Genomic DNA, 18,062 nt, shown 5'->3' with positions numbered 1-18,062 from the left:
GTGGCGGGTTGCCCGGCCCGCCGTTCGATCCGGCGCCGGACCGCGACGGATGCGCCCGGATCCGTCGACGGTCGGGTGCTCCCGGTCGCCCGACAGCGGTCGGGATTCACCCTCTCGTCGCGTCGCGATGTGCCGACCTGACGGATTCGGTCAACGCCGACAGCGACGGGGCCGCCGCGAGGTGGGACCGGCAGTCGCAGTCCGAGGCGCCGAAGCCGTCGATCGGCCCGTCGGGCAAGCGCCCGGCGACGGCACACTCGACGTCCGCGCCCGCCGACGTGACGACGGTGATCAGATCCGTCGCCGGGTGGCCGGTGAGGTAATCCACGTGCCAGTGGCGGGTGTCGCTCGCGCCGGCCGCCAGCCGGCGGTGGCGGTCCACGCGGGCGAACCCCCCGCTCCCGAGGGCGCTGCCGGTGTAGGCGTAGGCGCCGGCGGGGAGGCGGTGGGTTCCCAGCGCGCCGACCTCCAGCTCCGCGTCACGGGACAGTTCGAGAAGCAGGGTGTAGGTGCCGCCGTCCGCGTCGGTCATGGTCACACCCGGGCGGTCGAGGGGCAAAGGTCGACCGGAACCGGTTTGTTCGCGTCGGCCCGAGCGGGGGCGTGGACGATGTCGTCGACCGACTGCGGGAGCGGGACGGCACGGTCGCGGACTACCGAGTGGTGTCGGGACGCGACCCGACCTACGCCGACTGCGATCTGGAGTCGCGGCTCGCGGGGGCGCTCGACGAGCGCGGGGTCGACCGCCTGTACCGCCACCAGGTCGACGCCGTCGAGGCCGTCCGCGACGGCCGCGACGTCGTGTTGGCGACGCCGACCGCGAGCGGGAAGAGCCTCGCGTACACGGTGCCGGCGTTCGAGCGGGCGATGGCCGACGGGGAGCGAACGCTGTATCTCGGCCCACAGAACGCCCTGATCGCGGACCAGGCCGCGAGTCTGGAGGGCCTCGCGAGGGACCTGGGGTTCGGGAGCCGGGTGTCGGTCGCCACCTACACCGGTCGGCTCTCGCGGACCGAGAAGCGCGACGTCCGGGACCGCCGACCGACCGTCCTGCTGTCGAACCCGGACATGCTCCACTACGGCCTGCTCCCGCACGGCCACCGGCTGTGGGAGTGGCTGTATTCGTCGCTCTCGCTCGTCGTGATCGACGAGATCCACGGCTACCGCGGCGTGTTCGGGAGCCACGTCTCGCTCGTGCTCCGACGGCTCGCCCGCCTCTGTGAGCGGTTCGGGAGCGACCCCCAGTTCGTCTGCTGTTCGGCCACCATCGGCAACCCCGTCGAACACGCCGCGCGCCTGACGGGCCGCGAGGCGTCGTCGTTCGCCCTCGTCGACGAGGACACGAGCGGCCGGGGGCCACGGCACTGGCTGCTCTGGAACCCCCCCGAGTACGAGGGCACGGGCGGCTCGGGGCGCCGCCGGTCGAGTCACGTCGAGACGAAGCGGCTGTTCGCCGACCTGGTGGCGGCGGGCCACCAGACGCTCGCCTTCACCCGCGCGCGACAGACCGCCGAACGCTACGCGACCGAGAGCGCCGACGCCCTGCGCGACCGGGGCGAACACGGCCTCGCGGGACGGATCGAGGCCTACCAGGCCTCGTTGCGCGACGAGCGCCGCCGCGAGGTCGAGGACGGCCTCCACGACGGCCGAGTGGCGGGCGTCTGGTCGACCAGCGCGCTCGAACTCGGCGTCGACGTGGGCGGACTGGACGCCGTCCTCCTCGACGGCTACCCCGGGACGCGGATGTCGACGTTCCAGCGGGCGGGGCGCGCGGGGCGGGGGTCGGATCCCGCGCTCGTCGCCCTCGTCGCCGGCGAGGACCAGCTCGATCAGTACCTGATGGACCACCCCGACACGCTCTTCGACGGCGATCCGGAGCGGGCGACGGTCGATCCCGGGAACGACCACCTGCTGCCGGACCACGTCGCCGCCGCGGCGACGGAGAACTGGCTGTCCCGGGCGGACGAGTCACACTTCGGCGACGGCTTCCCCGACGTGGTGGCGGACCTGGAGGCCGCCGGGCGACTGGAGCGCCGGGAGACCGACGCGGGCGTCCGCTGGACCCACGCCGGCGGGGGAAGCCCACAGCAGGCGACGAGTCTCCGGAGCGTGGACGACCGCGAGGTGGACCTGCTGGCCGACGGCGACGTGATCGCCACCCTGGGACTCGACGACGCCCTCCGGGACGCCCATCCGGGCGCCATCTACCACCACCAGGGACAGTCCTACGAGGTGACGGACCTCGACCTGGACCGGGACGTCGCGACCCTCCAGGCGACGTGGGCGGACTACTACACTCGGGTGCTGACCGAGAAGTCGGTCGCGGTCGAGCGCGAGCGCGAGTCGACGGCGCTGTCGGCCCGCCCGGACACCGCGGTCCACCTCGCGGACGTGACCGTCACCGAGCGGGTGACGGGGTTCGAGCGCCGGGATGCGGGCCGGGGCGAGACGCTCGGCCGCGAAACGCTCGACCTGCCGGAGACGACGCTGCGGACGACGGCGCTGTATTTCACCGTTCCGGGCGACGTGGAGGCGGAGATGCGGGCGCTCGGCGACTTCCCCGGCGGCATCCACGCCGCCGAACACGGCCTCATCTCGCTGTTTCCCCTCCATCTCCTCTGTGACCGGGCGGACGTGGGCGGCCTCTCGACGCCACACCACCCCCACACCGGCGCGAGCACCGTCTTCGTCTACGACGGCTACCCCGGCGGCGTCGGCCTCGCCCGCGGCGGCTACGAGCGGATCGAACCCCTGCTCTCGCGGACCGAACGGCTGATCGACGGCTGTGACTGCGCCGGCGGCTGCCCGGCCTGCGTCCAGTCGCCACACTGCGGGAACGCCAACGAGCCGCTGGCGCCGGCACCCGCGGTCCACCTGCTCGAATCGCTGACCGGGGCGACCGACTAGCCGGACGATCACGAGTGTCGCGTCTGCGACGGTTTAGGGAGACCTAATCGACAGGTATTTTAGGTGGCCCTAAAGAGTGGCGGGCATGGAAACGGACGTCTGCGTCATCGTACCGACCATCAGGGAGTACGAATGCGTGCGGTCCTACGTCGCGAACGCCGAGCGTCACGGCTTCGACACCGACCGACTGGAGTTCGTGCTGGTGACCGAGGACTTCTGCCCGGCGGGGGAGATGGAGGCGATGCTCGACGACCTCGGGGTCGCGGGCGAGGTGTTCGACGGGAGCCGGCGCGAGGAGTGGTTCGAGGCCCAGGACGTCGGCGAGTACAGCCACCTGATCCCGGCGGCGAGCCACGCCCAGACGAGTTTCGGCCTGCTGTACCTGTGGGCCAACGACCATCCCTACGCCGTCTTCATCGACGACGACACACGGCCCCACGAGACCGTCGATTTCTTCGGCACCCACCTCGACAACCTGACCGAGGAGCGGACCGTCGAGTCGGTGCGGTCGGACACGAACTGGGTGAACGTGCTGTACCACGCAGCCGACGAACACGGGCTCTACCCCCGTGGCTACCCCTACTCGGCGATGGACGAGACGGTCGAGACTGGCGAGGCCGAACTCACGGACGTCGTCGCCTCGCAGGGCCTGTGGACGAACGTCCCCGACCTCGACGCGGTGCGCATCCTGATGGACGGCGACCTGCAGGGGCAGGCCGAGACGCGCCTCACTGCCGACGACTTCGGCCCGGACTTCGTCGCCGAACCCGGTCAGTATCTCACCGTCTGCTCGATGAACCTCGCCTTCCGCCGCGAGGTCGTTCCCGCGTTCTACCAGTTGCCCATGGACGACAACGAGTGGTCGGTGGGACGGTTCGACGACATCTGGAGCGGCGTGTTCCTCAAACGCGCTGCGGACCTGCTGGACAAACGGATCGTCAGCGGCGACCCGCTCTGTCGCCACGACAAGGCGCCCCGGTCGACGTTCGACGACCTGCACAACGAGGTGGCGGGGCTGGAACTGAACGAACACCTCTGGGAACTGGTCGACGACGTCGACCCGGCCGTCGAGAGTCGGGGCGCCGAGGCGTACGCCACCATCTTCGCCTCGATGGCCGACGCGCTGATCGAGGCGGAGGCCGACTACCGCAACGGCGAGTTCCTCGCACACGTCGGCGAACACATGCACGACTGGCTGGACTGCCTCGACGAACTCCAGTCCGTCGAGCGCGCGGTGCCGGCCGACGACTGACCGCTCGCCGAATCGGCAAGTATAAGTGTTTTAGGGCGGCCTAAACGAACTATGGAAGACGATACTTCGCGATCCCTCCGACGGCGTCGGTTCCTCGCGACTGGCGCGGCCGCGACGGTCGGTGCGCTGGCTGGGTGTAACGGACTGCCCGGAGGTGGCGACGGCGGCGACGGCGGCGACGGAACGGTCAGCCTGAGTTCGTTCCGCGGATCCGGACCGCTCATCGAGAACCGGGCGTCGCTGAGCGGGACCCGGATCGCCGACCTCCCCGACCTCTCGGGGGAGCTCACCATCTACCTCGGCGGCGGCGAGGGAGGGCTGTACCGCGACCTGCTGGCGACGTTCTCGCAGATCTACCCCGACTTCACCGCCCGTCCCCGTGAGGGCGGGACCGCACAGCTCGCCAACACCATCATCGAAGAGGGCGAGAACACCCCCGCCGACGTGTTCTGGGCGGTCGACGCCGGCTCGCTCGGCGCGGTCGACGAAGCGGACATGGCGGCGGACCTCTCGAGCGACGTCGTCGAGTCGGTGCCCGAGGAGTTCCACCCCACGGACCGGTGGGTCGGGACCGCGGGCCGCGCCCGGAGCGTCCCGTACAACACGAACGCGCTCTCGGCCGACGACATCCCGGACACGGTGATGGACTTCCCCGAGACGGAGGCGCTGACGGAGGCGATGGGGTGGGCGCCGACCTACGGGGCGTTCCAGGCGTTCGTCACGGCGATGCGGCTCATCGAGGGCGAGTCCGCGACCCGCGAGTGGCTCCAGGCCATGCTCGACAGCGGCGTCACGGAGTACCCCGACGAGTTCCTGACCTCCAACGCCGTCGCTGACGGCGAGATCGGCGCCGGCTTCGCCAACCACTACTACGCGCTGCGGGTGCGTTCGGCACGCTCGGACGCGCCGCTCGATCTGGCCTTTACCAGCGGCGACGCGGGCGCGCTGATCAACATCGCCGGCGCGGCGGTCGTCCAGGGCACCGAGCAGTCGGACCTCGCCGAGAACTTCGTCCGACACCTCCTCACGGTCGAGGCCCAGGAGTTCTTCGCCACCCGGACGTTCGCCTACCCGATGATCCCCGGCGTGCCGCCGGTCGGCGGCCTCCCCACCATCGACGAGCTGAACCCGCCGTCGATCGACCTCCAGGAACTCGCGAACGTCGAACCGACCCTCCAGCTCATGCGGGACGTGGGCGTGCTCTAGGGGATGAGTCGCGAGGATACCGGCGTTCGGCGGGCGGTCGACTGGCTCCGTGACGCCGCCGTCTCGCCGACGCGCGAGGGCTCCAACCCGCTCGTCGCGGGCGTGGCCGTCCTGGTCGCGGTGACGGTTATCTCGCCGCTCCTCTGGCTGTTCCTCCGGGCGGCCGCGGTCGGGCCACGGGAGGCGCTGTCGATCCTCGTGACACCATCGACGGTCGACGTGTTCGTCAACAGCGTCGCGCTCGTGGCGTCGGTCACCGGCCTCTCGGTCGCGCTCGGCGTCCCGTTGGCGGTGTTGACGGTGTTGAGCGACCTGCCCTTCCGCCGGTTCTGGACCGTGGCGCTGTCGCTCCCGCTGGTGGTGCCGAGCTACCTCGGCGCGTTCGCGTTCGTCTCGGCGTTCGGCCCGCGGGGCGAACTCGCCGAACTCCTGTCGCCGCTTGGGGTCACGGTGCCGACCGTCTACGGCTTCGAGGGCGCGACCCTCGTCCTCGGCCTGTTCGTCTATCCGTACGTCTTCCTGACGACCCGGGCGTCCCTGCTCTCGTTCGACACCGAGCAGTTGGAGGCGGCCCAGACGCTCAACCACGGCTTCCGATCGGCGTTCCGTCGCGTCGTCCTCCCACAGATCGCTCCGGGGATGACCGCCGGCGCGCTCCTCGTCGCCTTCTACGCGCTGTCGGACTTCGGGACGCCCGCGATCATGCATTTCGACACGTTCACGCGGGTCATCTACGTCCAGTACAACAACTTCGGCCGCGGGACCGCGTCGCTGCTCTCGATCCAGCTGCTGGCGGTGACCGCGCTGGTCCTGTTTCTCGAATCCCGGCTCGGCGACGCCGGCGGTGACGGGTACGGCGGCGGCGTCGTCGGCACGGACTCGCCCGTCGCCTCGCTCGGGTGGGCCAAGGTCCCGGCGCTCGCGTTCTGTGCGCTCGTCGCCGCGCTGACGCTCGTGGTGCCCGTCGCCATCTTCGGCATGTGGCTGTTGCGGACCGGCCCCGGCTACGCGTCCGCCGGCATCGGCTTCCAGTGGGACTTCGCCATCAACTCCGTCTACGTGTCCGTCCTCGCCGCGGCGGGGACGGTGCTCGCGGCGCTCCCCATCGCCTACGTCTCGGCGCGGTCGGATTCGCGGCTCGCACGGCTCCTGGAACGGTCGACGTACGTCGGCTACGCCGTGCCGGGCATCGTCCTCGCGCTCGCGCTGGTGTTCCTCGGGGCGAACTACCTCCCCTGGCTCTACCAGACGCTCCCCCTGCTGGTGTTCGCGTACGTCGTTCGCTTCCTGCCACAGGCGGTCGGGTCCACCCGGTCGTCGGTGATGCAGGTGGACGCGAAACTACTCGGCGCGGCCCGCACCCTCGGGGAGACGCCCCGGGGTGCGTTCCGGCGCGTGACCCTGCCGCTGATCGCCCCTGGACTCGTCGCCGGCGCCGCGCTCGTCTTCCTGACGACGATGAAGGAGCTCCCGGCGACGCTCATCCTGCATCCGACGGGCTTTACAACCCTAGTGACCTACATCTGGCGTGTGCAAGAAGCGGGCTACTACGGACGGGCCGCGCTCCCGGCGCTGGTACTGGTCGCCGTCTCCGCGCTCTCGATGATCCTGCTCTTGCGACAGGAGGGAGACGATGGCTGAAGATACACTGGGGATGACCCGTCGGTCGACGACGGAGACGGGGGATCCGGCGGACGCACCGTCGATGCTGACGCTCGACGGCGTGACGAAACGCTACGGTCCCGAGACGGCGGTCGACGGCATCGACCTGACGGTCCGCGACGGTGAACTGCTCACGCTCCTCGGGCCGTCGGGGTGTGGCAAGACGACGACGCTCCGCATGATCGCCGGCCTGGCGATGCCGACGAGCGGTCAGGTCCGCGTCGACGGCGAGGCGGTCGCCGCCGACGGCGACGGCGTCCCCCCCGAACAGCGGGACGTGGGCATGGTGTTCCAGGAGTTCGCCCTGTTCCCGCACCTGACCGTGGCCGAGAACGTCGGCTTCGGCCTCGACGACTGGGACGCCGACGAGCGCGAACGCCGGGTGGCCGACCTGCTCGATCTGGTCGGCCTCTCGGAGTTCGCGGACCGCTCGCCCGAGAACCTCTCGGGCGGACAACGACAGCGCGTCGCGCTCGCCCGGTCGCTCGCGCCCGAACCCGAGGTCCTCCTGCTCGACGAGCCCTTCGCCAACCTCGACATCCGACTCCGCGAGCGCATGCGCGAGGAGGTCCGCCGCATCATCAAGGAGACGAACGTCACCGCCGTCTCCGTCACCCACGACCAGGAGGAGGCGCTCTCCATCTCCGACCGGGTGGCGGTGATGAACGACGGTCAGATCGAGCAGGTGGGCCGACCGGAGTCCGTGTTCGAGCATCCGAAATCCCGGTTCGTCGCGGACTTCCTCGGGCAGGCGAGTTTCCTCACCGGCCGGCTGGCCGAGAACCACATCGACACCGGTCTCGGGACGCTCTCGGCCGACCTGCTCCAGGGGTTGAGCTCCGAGTACGACGGCGCCAGGATCGACGTGCTCGTCCGCCCGGACGACCTGCGGGCGACGCCGTGTGACGGCGACCGCCGGACCGGCAACGGCACGCTCGTCGGTCGCCAGTACACCGGCCCCTCGTTCGTGTACGCCGTCGAACTCGACACGGGCGACGTCGTCCACTGCGAGCACAACCACTCGACCGACCACGAACTCGGCGAACGGGTCACGGTCGACCTCGTCGCCGACCACACGCTGGCGTGGTACCCCGCGGAGTGACCGACGGATCGGGGCGGCTCACCCCCCGAACCTACCGCCTGCTCGCCGCCGCCCTCGCCGTCGGCGGGGGGTTGCTCGTCCTGCTGGTGGCCACGCGCCTGTTTCCGTATCACTCGCTCAACCACGACGAGGGCGTCTACCTCCAGCAGGCGGCGATGCTCCTCGACGGCCGGGTGTTCCTGCGACCGCCCGTCGCGGAGGCCTACCGGCCGTGGTTCTTCGTCGAGACGCCCGACGGGGCGCTGTACTCGAAGTACGCCCCCGTCCCGGCGGTGATGTTCGCCGTCGGCGAACTCCTCGGGGGCTACCGCCTCGCGCTGGCGGGAATCGCGGCGGCCAACCTCGCGCTCACCTACACCCTCGTCGCCGGGGTGTTCGACCGGCGCCGAGGCCTGCTCGCGGCCGTCTTCCTGCTTACCTCTCCGCTTTTCCTGATCGAGTCGTCGGTCTTCCTCCCGTACGCGCCGACGACGCTCCTCAACCTCGCGTTCGCGGTGGCGTACTTCCACGCCCGGCGGACCGGGAGCCCCCGGGCCGCCGCCGTCGCCGGCCTCGCGGTGGGGATGGCCTTCTTCGCCCGCCCCTACACGGCCGTCCTCTTCGCGACGCCCTTCATCGTCCACGCGCTGTGGACGCTTCGCGGCCTGGATCGCGCGGTCGTCGCCCGGCAGGCCGCGACGGCCGCGCTCGGCCTCGTCGGGGTCGGCGTGGCGCTCGGGTACAACGCCCTCACGACCGGCGACCCGCTCGTGTTCCCCTACGAGGCGTTCGCCCCGCGGGACGGCCTCGGCTTCGGCCACCGCGAGATCCTCGCGTACTCGCGGCAGTACACCCCCGAACTGGCCCTCCGGGTCAACGGCCGGGTGCTCGCGATCCTGTTCGGCGAGTGGGTCGCCGCCGGCCCCGTCGGAACGCTTCTGGCGGCCGTCGGCGTCGCCGGCCTCCTCCGGCGCCTGTACCGCGACCGGTCGGCCGACCCGCGGCGACTCGTCCTCGCCGGCCTGTTCGTCTCGGTGGCCGTCGGCAACGTCTACTTCTGGGGGAACCTGAACGTCCTCGGCGACCTCGGGCAGGCGAACGACGGACTGGTGGCGAACCTCGGGCCGTACTACCACTTCGACCTGCTGGTGCCGACGGCGGCCTTCGCCGCCCACGGCGCCGTGACCGGCGGCGAGCGGGTCCGGGCGACGCTCGCGGCGCGGGTCCCCGGCGCCGCGCGGCGACGCCGGATCGGGGTCGCCGTCGCAGTGCTCTGTCTCCTCGCGTTCGCGGTGCCGGCGGCGACGGCGCTCGCCGACCCCGTCGAGCGCAACGCCGAGGTGACCGAGACGTACCGGAGCGCGTACGCCCCCGTGGACGGGATCGAGGACGGATCGCTCGTCTTCCTCCCGACGCCGTACGGCGACTGGATGAACCACCCGTTCCAGGCGCTTCGCAACGATCCCGACTTCGACGGCGACGTCGTGTACGCGCTCCGGGAACGACAGTTCGACGTCGTCGACGCCCACCCCGGGCGGACGCTGTACCGCTACACCTACCGCGGGACGTGGGCGCCGACCGCCGGCCAGACGGTGCGCCCGCGGATCCAGCCCGTCGACCACGTCGCCGGCGAGCGGGTCGTCCTCGACCTGCGACTCGGCGTGCCGCCGGGCGTCGAACGCGTCTCCATCCGCCTCGAATCGGAGGAGGGGCAGGCCTACTACGTCACGAACGGCACGCCGACGCTCGCCACCCCGTCGCTGGTCGTCGGCGACGGCCGCGCCCGCCTCCGCGGCGTGACGGCGGTGGACGGGAACGCGACGGTCCCTGTCGACGACCGCGACGAACTGCGGGTGACGGCCTTCGCCGACTACGGCGCGGGCAACGGGTTCAGCTACCGACTCGAACTGCCGACGGCGACCGAGGGCGACCGGACCCGCGCCCTGACGCCCTACGTCGAGGTCTGCCGGCGGGCGCTGCGGTGTGGCGGCGAGGCGGCATACGTCCCCGAGACGGCGCGCGACGGTGTCGTCGTGGAACACGACCTCCGAGCGACGAACGCCACGGTGTCGGCCGACCGCGACCCCGCGCTCACAGCAGCGTCAACCGGGTCGTGAAAAAGGAGTCGGCGGCATCCGCGAGGGCCGCCTCGGGGTCGCCGCTCGCGTCCACGGCGGCGCGGGCGACGGCCTCGCGGTCCAGGTCGTCGAGGACGGTTCGCTCCCCGAGGAGGACGAGCCGATCCGGATCGCGCGCGTCGAGGACCGCCCGGCAGTCGTCGAGGTGGTCGGCGACCTGTTCCTCGCGGCGACGCTCGAACCGGGCCTGCGAGAACCCGCCCTTCGAGTGGCGACCCTTGACGTCCGTCTCGACCGTCTCGACGTCGACGAGCGACCCGCCGTCGTAGCGGCCGACGGCGAACAGATCCGAGCGCACCAGCGCGACGGAGAGCCCGTCGGGCGGACGGAACCAGTCGGGGTCGAGACGGAAGCTATCGCCCCACTCGACGAAGGGGTCGGGCGCGAGCGGCGGGGCGAGGGCGACGCTTACGAGGCCGGCGTCGTCGACGCAGACGAGCGCGGGTGCGACGTCGTCGAGGATCGCCGCCCGGTCGCCGAGGGCGTCGGCGACGGCGTCGGTAGCGGGATCGTGATCGGAGGACGCCGCGCTGTCGGGCGATCGTCGCGCCGCGTTCCCACCGTCGTCGCGGGGCTCGGTCGGGTCGACCATCGCGGTCAGCGCCCCTTCGGATTCGGTCGAGAGGCTCCGGAGGCGGGCGAGCACCTCGTCGAGTCGGTCGCCCCGCAGGTCGTCGGTGCCGCGTGGGGCGAGCGACACCTCGCGGTCGTCGCGTTCGGCGTCGAGGCGACCCTCCAGGTCGGCGATCCGGTCTTCGAGGCGGTTGACCCGCTCCTCGGCCTCCTGACGGGCGGTCACGGCCTCGGCGCGGCGGTCACTCTCGGCGTCGAGCCGACGCTCGAGGTGCCGCTTTTCCTCTTCGAGTTCCTCGATGCGTGCCTTCAGTTCGGCCCGCCCGAGCAACGAGTCGAGCATGGATAGAGGGGCGAGCGCGGGGGCCTTCTACCCTGCGGCCGCGCCCGGCCTACACGGCCTCGTCCGTGACGCCGCCGGGGTCGTACCCCGAATACCGGAGGAGTTCGGCGGCGCGGTCGGGTTTGGCGAGGAACACCTCACACCGGTCGGGGAGGTCGGTCTCGGTGACCGTCGGCGGGAGTCCGAGCGTCCCCGACGGGACGCCCTCCTCGCCGAGCACCGGGAAGTGACGCCCGTCGAGTTTCATCACGAGCGGCGCGTCGAGGCGTTCGACCCCCTCGCCCGTGGCGTAGAGGCGTTCGTTCATCCGTTCGTGGTCCGTCCGGTGGATGACGGCGTGGTCGCCGTCGCGGGGCTGGACGTACAGCCGTCCGAGGTAGTAGCCGGAGGAGAACTCTTCGAACATGCGATTCGGTACACGTTACCATACGTCACGATATAAGTCTTGTCGGGGGGATTTATCACGAACCGCCCTCAGCGTCGGTTCTTCATGGACCAGACGGCGACGACGCCGAGGAGGACGGCCGGAACCATCGGGAGGACGAGCATGGCCGTCCGGTAGTGGGCCCCGAGGACGGTCCCGCCGGCGGGCCAGAGGTAGATGGCACCGGGAATGACGAGGACGGCGACGACGACGGCCGCGACGAGCACCCACCCGACCCAGCCGAGGTCCGCGTCGTCGTCGGGCGCCGGATCGCCGCCGCGCGGCGGGTCCCCACCGGGGCGGACGACGGGGGGGTCGTCGGCGCTCACCGTCGGTGACGGGCGTCGGACCGACTGCCGTGCGGTTCGCCAGGGTCGTCGTGAGTCACGAAAGAACGGGGTTGCATACCCGTGAGAACCATCGCGACGGACAAAACGCTGTGGTTCGGCACGGGCGAGGGCCTGGCCGTCGCCGCGGACCGCTAGCCGCTCGTCGTATCCGTGCTCCCGCAGTCGGGACACCGCTGGAGCGTCCCGAGCGACGGGTGAGTCGCGGTGTCCCAGTCGTCGCTGCCGGCCGGCGCCTCGAATCCACACTTGAAACACGTTACCTCCGTCGTCGTGGATTCGTCGACCATACGCGCGGTTACGGGGGGAGAGGCCAAAGGTGTTTCTCGTCCGACGGGCGGTCGCGGCGCTCCCGCCACGGCTTTTGTGGCGGCCCCCGAATCCACGCCCATGACCGACGACCACGCACACGACGGCGACCACGCACACGACGGCGACCACGCACACGACGGCGACCACGAACACGACGACGACCACGCACACGATCACGGCCACGGCGACGATCACGAACACGACCACCACCACCACGACGTCGAGACCCTCGGCGCCGCGGTGGTGACGGTGACCTCCACGCGGGGACTGGACGACGATCCGGCGGGCGACGCCATCGCGGCGGCGTTCACGGACGCGGGCCACGGGATCGTCACCCGTGAGTTGATCCCGGACGACTACGACCGCGTGCAGGCGACGCTGAAGAACCTCGCCGGGCGGGACGACGTGGACGCCGTCGTAAGCACCGGGGGAACGGGCGTGACCCCCGACGACGTGACCGTCGAGGCGGCCCAACCGTTGTTCGAGAAGACCCTGCCCGGATTCGGCGAACTCTTTCGCCGGCTCTCGTACGAGGAGATCGGGACGAAGGTGGTCGGGACGCGGGCGGTCGCGGGGGTCGTCGAGGGGACGCCCGTCTTCTGCCTGCCGGGGAGCGAGAACGCGGCACGGCTCGGGGCCGGGGAGATCATCGTGCCCGAGGCCGGCCACCTCTCGGGGTTGGCGAGCCGCGAGAGCTGAGGGCGACGAGGCCTCATGCTTTAAGCCCCCGGACGAGTAGGGTCGGAACATGAGCCAGCAGGAACCAGAGCGAGAATCCGAAGCGGAGTCCGAGTCGGCGCCCTACCCCGGAGGCAAGGACCCGGACCTCCGGAGTACCGACGTCACCGAGGGCCGTGACCGCGCGCCCCACCGGTCGATGTTCCGCGCGATGGGGTTCGACGACGAGGACCTCTCGTCGCCGATGGTCGGCGTCCCCAACCCCGCCGCGGACATCACGCCGTGTAACGTCCACCTCGACGAACTGGCCGAATCGGCCATCGAGGGCATCGACGAGGCGGGCGGGATGCCGATCGAGTTCGGCACGATCACCATCTCCGACGCCATCTCGATGGGGACCGAGGGGATGAAGTCGTCGCTGATCTCACGGGAGGTCATCGCCGACTCCGTCGAACTCGTCTCCTTCGGCGAGCGCATGGACGCCCTCGTCACCATCGGCGGCTGTGACAAGAACATGCCCGGGATGATGATGGCCTCCATCCGGACCGACCTCCCCTCCGTGTTCCTCTACGGCGGGTCGATCATGCCCGGCGAGCACGACGGCCGCGAGGTCACCATCCAGAACGTCTTCGAGGGCGTCGGCGCCGTCGCCGAGGGCGAGATGTCCGACGAGGAACTCGACGACCTCGAACGGAACGCCTGTCCCGGCGCGGGCTCCTGTGGCGGCATGTTCACGGCCAACACCATGGCCTCGATCAGCGAGGCCATCGGCTTCGCGCCGCTCGGATCGGCCTCGCCGCCCGCCGAGGACGAGGCCCGCTACGAGGTGGCCCGCGAGACCGGCGAACTCGTCGTCGACGTCGTCGAGTCGCGGCGCAAACCGTCCGATTTCCTCTCGCGGGAGTCCTTCGAGAACGCCATCGCGCTCCAGGTCGCCATCGGCGGGTCGACCAACGCCGTCCTCCACCTGCTGGCGATGGCCGCCGAGGCCGGCATCGAACTCGACATCGGGGACTTCAACCGCATCAGCGAACGGACGCCGAAGATCGCCAACCTCCAGCCCGGCGGCGAGCGGGTGATGAACGACCTCCACGAGGTCGGGGGCGTGCCGGTCGTCCTGCGCGAACTCCTCGACGCCGACCTGCTCCACGGCGACGCGCTCACGGTCACGGGCGAGACGATGGCCGAGGCCCTCGACCGCTACGACCCGCCAGCCGTCGCGGACCTCGACGCCGACTTCCTGCACACGGTCGACAACCCGATCCACGAGCGCGGCGCCATCCGCATCCTCTCGGGCAACCTCGCCCCCGAAGGCGCGGTCATCAAGATCACCGGCGAGGACCACCTCCACCACGAGGGGCCCGTCCGGATCTTCGACGACGAGGAGAACGCCATGGAGTACGTCCAGGAGGGCCACGTCGACTCCGGCGACGTGATCGGCATCCGCAACGAGGGGCCCCGCGGCGGCCCCGGGATGCGCGAGATGCTCGGCGTCACGAGCGCCGTCGCCGGCCAGGGCCACGCCGAGGACGTCGCGCTGTTCACCGACGGCCGCTTCTCCGGCGCGACCCGTGGCTTCTCCATCGGCCACGTCGCCCCCGAGGCGTTCGTCGGCGGCCCCATCGCCGCCCTGGAGGACGGCGACGTGATCACCATCGACATCGACAGCCACGAGCTCTCGGTCGACCTCAGCGACGAGGAGATCGAGGAACGGCTCGACGGCTACGACCCCGAACCGAACTACACGTCCGGCGTGCTGGCGAAGTACGGCCGGATGTTCGGCTCGGCGGCCAACGGCGCGGTGACGGATCCGGGCGCGAAGGACGAGTGACGGCCTAGCGGGGGCCGGCGGCTCGTTTTGCTCCAGCTTTTGCGACGAGCGGTCGCGACCGGCGGGAGCGACCCGAGGACGTAAAAGGTGGAACTGGCGCGGTGACGGATCCGGGCGCGAAGGACGAGTGACGGCCTAGCGGGGGCCGGCGGCTCGTTTTGCTCCAGCTTTTGCGACGAGCGGTCGCGACCGGCGGGAGCGACCCGAGGACGTAAAAGGTGGAACTGGCGCGGTGACGGATCCGGGCGCGAAGGACGAGTGACGGCCTAGCGGGGGCCGGCGGATCGTTTTGCTCCAGCTTTTGCGACGAGCGGTCGCGACCGGCGGGAGCGACCCGAGGACGTAAAAGGTGGAACTGGCGCGGTGACGGATCCGGGCGCGAAAGGAGGGGAATCGCTCAGTCGCCGGTGCCGGCGTCGACGCCGTCGGCCTCGATGTGTCCCGTCTCGGGCGCCGCCCGTTCGCCGCGTGCGGACTGGAGTTTTCCGAGGACGACGGCACAGACGTAGATGGCCACGGCGAAGAGGACGATGATCCCGCCGGCCGTGACGCCGCCGTAGTAGGCGGCGGCGATGCCGAGCAACACCGCGAGTTCCGCGAGGACGACCGAGACGACGAGCGACTCGGAGAAGCTCCGGGACACCTGCGTCGCGCCCGCGACCGGAACGACGAGCATCGCCGCGACGAGGATGACGCCCATGATCTGCATCGCACCGACGACGACCATCGCCGTCAGCATCACCATCACCCGGTTGTACCAGTTGACGGGGATGCCGGAGACGGCGGCCGCCGTCTCGTCGAAGGTGACGTACAGCAGCTGGTTGCGCGTCACGGCCACCGTGCTCACGATGACGGCAAAGAGCACCAGGAGGATGGCCGCGCTCCCCGGCGACACGGTCGAGAGGTTGCCGAAGAGGAACTGGTTGACCCCCACCGCCAGTCCGCCCGCATTGAGGCTGATGAGCGTCGTCCCCAGCGCGAACCCAGTCGACAGGACGATGGCCATCGACACGTCGTTGTAGGCGTCCGTGACTTCGGAGATGAGTTCGATGCACAGCGCGGCGATCATCGCCACGACGACGGCGGTGAGATACGGCGAGACGCCGAGGTCGATGACGGCGTTCAGGAACAGGCCGACGGCCACCCCGGCGAAGCCGGTGTGGGCCAGCGCGTCGCCGATGAGCGCGAGCTGTCGGTGGACGAGGAAGGTGCCGATGAGCGGCGCCATCACGCCCACGCAGAGCCCGACGAGTATCGCCCGGTGCATGAACCGGTAACGGGGGTTCAGCATCTCCAGCCCCGTGGCGTAGTACACCCAGTCCATGAGCCAGTACCACTGCTCCAGGACCCACAGAGGGGCATCGAAGACGGCCTCGCCGACGGCCTCCAGCACGCTCCCCAGCGCGAGCACGGCCGACGGATCCAGGGTCACGAGGGGGCTCGCGACGAGCGTGGCCGCCGCGTCCGCGCTCATCCGTCCACCTCAGCGAGGAACCGCGCTTCGGTTCCGAACGCCCGGGCCAGCGCGTCGCTGTCGACGAACTCGTCGGTCGGCCCGTCGAAGTAGACTTCGCGGTTCAGGCAGACGACGCGGTCGGCGTGCTCGACGACCGCCCCGAGGTCGTGCTCGATGAGGAGGACGGTGATGCCCCGCCCGTTGAGCGCCGCCAGCAGGCCGTAGAAGGCGTCGACCGACTCGGCGTCGACGCCGACGGTCGGCTCGTCGAGCACGAGCAGGTCGGCCTCGCCCGCCAGCGCCCGTGCGATGAACGCGCGCTGGCGCTGTCCACCCGAGAGCTGCGTGACGCGTCGGTCGGCGAAGGCGCTCATGCCGACGGTCGAGAGGGCGTCGTCGACGATGGCCCAGTCCTCGCTCGACAGCCGGCCGACCCCGACGTGCGGGAAGCGGCCCATCTTCACCACTTCGCGGACGGTGATCGGCATCCCCTCGGCGGCGTTGGCCTGCTGGGCGACGTAGCCGATCCGTTCGCCGTCGTCGAAACGGTCGGCGCGCTCGCCGAACAGGTGGGCCGTGCCCGTGTCCGGTTCGAGCAGTCCGACCATCAGCTGCATCAGCGTCGACTTCCCCGAGCCGTTCGGCCCCACGATGGCGACGTACTCGCCCGGGTCGACGGTCAGCGACACGGCCTCGACGACTGGCGTCGCCGTGTAGCCGAAGGTGACGCCCGCGAGGTCGATCACCGGCACGGCGTCGGCGTCCCGGGTCATACCGGCTCGAAGTTCCGCCACCGTTCGACCCAGCCCGCCGACGGGGCCGCGTCCTCGGGACGCTCGTTGCCGAGGACGATGTCGAACGTGGGCATGTTGATGTTGTACGCGATCTCCTCGTATCCCCAGTCCTCCGCGACCCACTCCTCGCGAACGCCGGCGTACGGCGTCACGGGGAAGTACGACTCCACGGCCGTCTCGCGGACGAGTTGCTGGGCCGGGCGCTGGGATTCGAAGACGCCGTTGGCGATGTAGCGGATGTCGTTCTCGCGGATGACGCGCGCCGCCTCGCGAATGTCGGCGGGCTTGACGTCACCGCTCGCCGCGAGGTTCGTCACGAGCGGCCGCATCCGCACCCCGTAGCGCACGCCGACGTACTGGAAGGCGTTGTGCGCGGCCAGCTGGACGATGTCGCGGTCGGCGCGGTCGAAGATGGCCTCGTAGTCCGCGTCGATGCGGTCGAGGACGTCGGCGGTGTACGCCCCGGCGTTGTCGCGGAAGGTGTCGGCGTACTCCGGCACCAGTTCGGCGAACCCCTCGGCGATGTTGTCGACGGAGCGCTTCGCGCGCTGGGGATCCAGCCAGAAGTGCGGGTCCTTCCCCCGCTGGGAACCGACGCCCTCCTCGTCGCGGTCGAGCGTCGCGGCGAGGTCGACCAGTTCGACGCCCTCCCGGGCGTTGATGAGTGCCGTCTCGACGTCGTCGCCCTCGATCGTTTCGATTGCTCGGTCGGCCCAAGGTTGGAAGTCCGCCCCGACGTGGACGAACGCGTCCGCTTCGATGATCCGCTGGGTGATACTGGCGTTCGGCTCCCAGCCGTGCCCGTGCAGTCCCGTCGGGACGAGGTTCTCCACCGTCAGCGGGGTCCCGTCGGCGACCTGCCGGCCGAAATCGAAGAACGTGAAAAACGAGGCCACCGCGACCGGGCCGTCGCTCCCGGCGTCGCCGTCTCCCCCCGACGGGTCCGGAGCGCTCGGCAGCGCCGTACACCCGGCTATCCCCGCAAGCGCCGCCGCACCGCCGGCACGAAGCGCGTCCCGTCGCGTCACCGCTCGCTCGCTACGTGTATCGAGTGACAT

General features: G+C 70.7%; 16 protein-coding genes. 8 read left to right on the top strand and 8 right to left on the bottom strand.

What is annotated here, in order from left to right; translation table 11 throughout:
* Positions 1-106: 106 nt before the first annotated feature.
* On the bottom strand, positions 107-532 hold the full coding sequence (locus EI982_RS15685; protein ID WP_157690579.1) for a GIY-YIG nuclease family protein: 426 nt from the start codon (positions 530-532) through the stop codon (positions 107-109).
* A 71-nt stretch (positions 533-603) separates the two neighbouring features.
* Between EI982_RS15685 and EI982_RS15680 the strand changes: the two genes are divergently transcribed.
* The 6 genes from EI982_RS15680 (at position 604) to EI982_RS15655 (ending at position 10,225) form a co-directional block, all read left to right on the top strand.
* Positions 604-2,907, top strand: coding sequence for a DEAD/DEAH box helicase (locus EI982_RS15680; RefSeq protein WP_157690578.1), 2,304 nt, complete (start codon positions 604-606; stop codon positions 2,905-2,907).
* 85 nt (positions 2,908-2,992) lie between these two features.
* The gene (locus EI982_RS15675) at positions 2,993-4,159 is read left to right on the top strand and encodes an alpha-1 4-glucan-protein synthase (protein ID WP_157690577.1); all 1,167 of its coding nucleotides are present in this window, start codon (positions 2,993-2,995) and stop codon (positions 4,157-4,159) included.
* A gap of 51 nt (positions 4,160-4,210) precedes the next feature.
* A complete protein-coding gene (locus tag EI982_RS15670) occupies positions 4,211-5,365 on the top strand; it encodes an extracellular solute-binding protein (RefSeq protein WP_157690576.1) in 1,155 nt (384 codons plus the stop codon).
* 3 nt (positions 5,366-5,368) lie between these two features.
* The gene (locus EI982_RS15665) at positions 5,369-7,006 is read left to right on the top strand and encodes an ABC transporter permease (RefSeq protein ID WP_157690575.1); all 1,638 of its coding nucleotides are present in this window, start codon (positions 5,369-5,371) and stop codon (positions 7,004-7,006) included.
* Complete coding sequence (locus EI982_RS19190; protein ID WP_157690574.1) at positions 6,999-8,129, top strand: ABC transporter ATP-binding protein; 1,131 nt, start codon at positions 6,999-7,001, stop codon at positions 8,127-8,129. Before EI982_RS15665 ends, EI982_RS19190 begins: the two co-directional genes overlap by 8 nt.
* Positions 8,111-10,225 carry an ArnT family glycosyltransferase gene (locus EI982_RS15655; protein ID WP_199243666.1) on the top strand — a complete coding sequence of 705 codons (2,115 nt, stop codon included), beginning with the start codon at positions 8,111-8,113 and terminating at the stop codon, positions 10,223-10,225. Before EI982_RS19190 ends, EI982_RS15655 begins: the two co-directional genes overlap by 19 nt.
* Here the strand turns inward: EI982_RS15655 and EI982_RS15650 are convergent.
* The 4 genes from EI982_RS15650 to EI982_RS18520 all read right to left on the bottom strand — a co-directional run bounded on the left by EI982_RS15650 (position 10,200) and on the right by EI982_RS18520 (position 12,223).
* Positions 10,200-11,162, bottom strand: a complete 963-nt coding sequence (locus EI982_RS15650) for a Vms1/Ankzf1 family peptidyl-tRNA hydrolase (RefSeq protein WP_157690573.1) — start codon at positions 11,160-11,162, stop codon at positions 10,200-10,202. The genes EI982_RS15655 and EI982_RS15650 overlap by 26 nt on opposite strands.
* 49 nt (positions 11,163-11,211) lie before the next feature.
* Positions 11,212-11,568: a DUF5802 family protein gene (locus EI982_RS15645; RefSeq protein ID WP_157690572.1), complete on the bottom strand. Its 357-nt coding sequence runs from the start codon at positions 11,566-11,568 to the stop codon at positions 11,212-11,214.
* A gap of 68 nt (positions 11,569-11,636) precedes the next feature.
* A complete protein-coding gene (locus EI982_RS15640; protein WP_157690571.1) occupies positions 11,637-11,915 on the bottom strand; it encodes a DUF7977 family protein in 279 nt (92 codons plus the stop codon).
* Between the two features lie 152 nt (positions 11,916-12,067).
* A complete protein-coding gene (locus tag EI982_RS18520; RefSeq protein WP_199243665.1) occupies positions 12,068-12,223 on the bottom strand; it encodes a hypothetical protein in 156 nt (51 codons plus the stop codon).
* Between the two features lie 100 nt (positions 12,224-12,323).
* Here EI982_RS18520 and EI982_RS15635 point away from each other — a divergent pair, with 100 nt between their 5' ends.
* Complete coding sequence (locus EI982_RS15635) at positions 12,324-12,944, top strand: MogA/MoaB family molybdenum cofactor biosynthesis protein (RefSeq protein ID WP_157690570.1); 621 nt, start codon at positions 12,324-12,326, stop codon at positions 12,942-12,944.
* Between the two features lie 49 nt (positions 12,945-12,993).
* The gene (gene ilvD / locus EI982_RS15630) at positions 12,994-14,754 is read left to right on the top strand and encodes a dihydroxy-acid dehydratase (protein ID WP_157690569.1); all 1,761 of its coding nucleotides are present in this window, start codon (positions 12,994-12,996) and stop codon (positions 14,752-14,754) included.
* Between the two features lie 397 nt (positions 14,755-15,151).
* On the opposite strand, the gene EI982_RS15625 is transcribed toward ilvD, so the two are convergent.
* The 3 genes from EI982_RS15625 to EI982_RS15615 are packed head-to-tail and all read right to left on the bottom strand — an operon-like array spanning position 15,152 to position 18,032.
* Entirely contained in the window at positions 15,152-16,228 is a 1,077-nt protein-coding gene (locus tag EI982_RS15625) for a metal ABC transporter permease (RefSeq protein ID WP_157690568.1), read from the bottom strand.
* Positions 16,225-16,983 carry a metal ABC transporter ATP-binding protein gene (locus EI982_RS15620; protein ID WP_157690567.1) on the bottom strand — a complete coding sequence of 253 codons (759 nt, stop codon included), beginning with the start codon at positions 16,981-16,983 and terminating at the stop codon, positions 16,225-16,227. The genes EI982_RS15625 and EI982_RS15620 overlap by 4 nt, the downstream gene beginning before the upstream one ends.
* A complete protein-coding gene (locus EI982_RS15615) occupies positions 16,980-18,032 on the bottom strand; it encodes a metal ABC transporter substrate-binding protein (protein WP_157691257.1) in 1,053 nt (350 codons plus the stop codon). The genes EI982_RS15620 and EI982_RS15615 overlap by 4 nt, the downstream gene beginning before the upstream one ends.
* Between the last annotated feature and the right edge of the window lie 30 nt (positions 18,033-18,062).

It is taken from the genome of Haloplanus salinarum, assembly GCF_009762275.1.
Taxonomy (GTDB): Archaea; Halobacteriota; Halobacteria; order Halobacteriales; family Haloferacaceae; genus Haloplanus; species Haloplanus salinarum.
The sequence above is the reverse complement of the archived record's forward strand: the minus strand, read 5'-3'. Positions and strand labels throughout refer to the sequence as shown.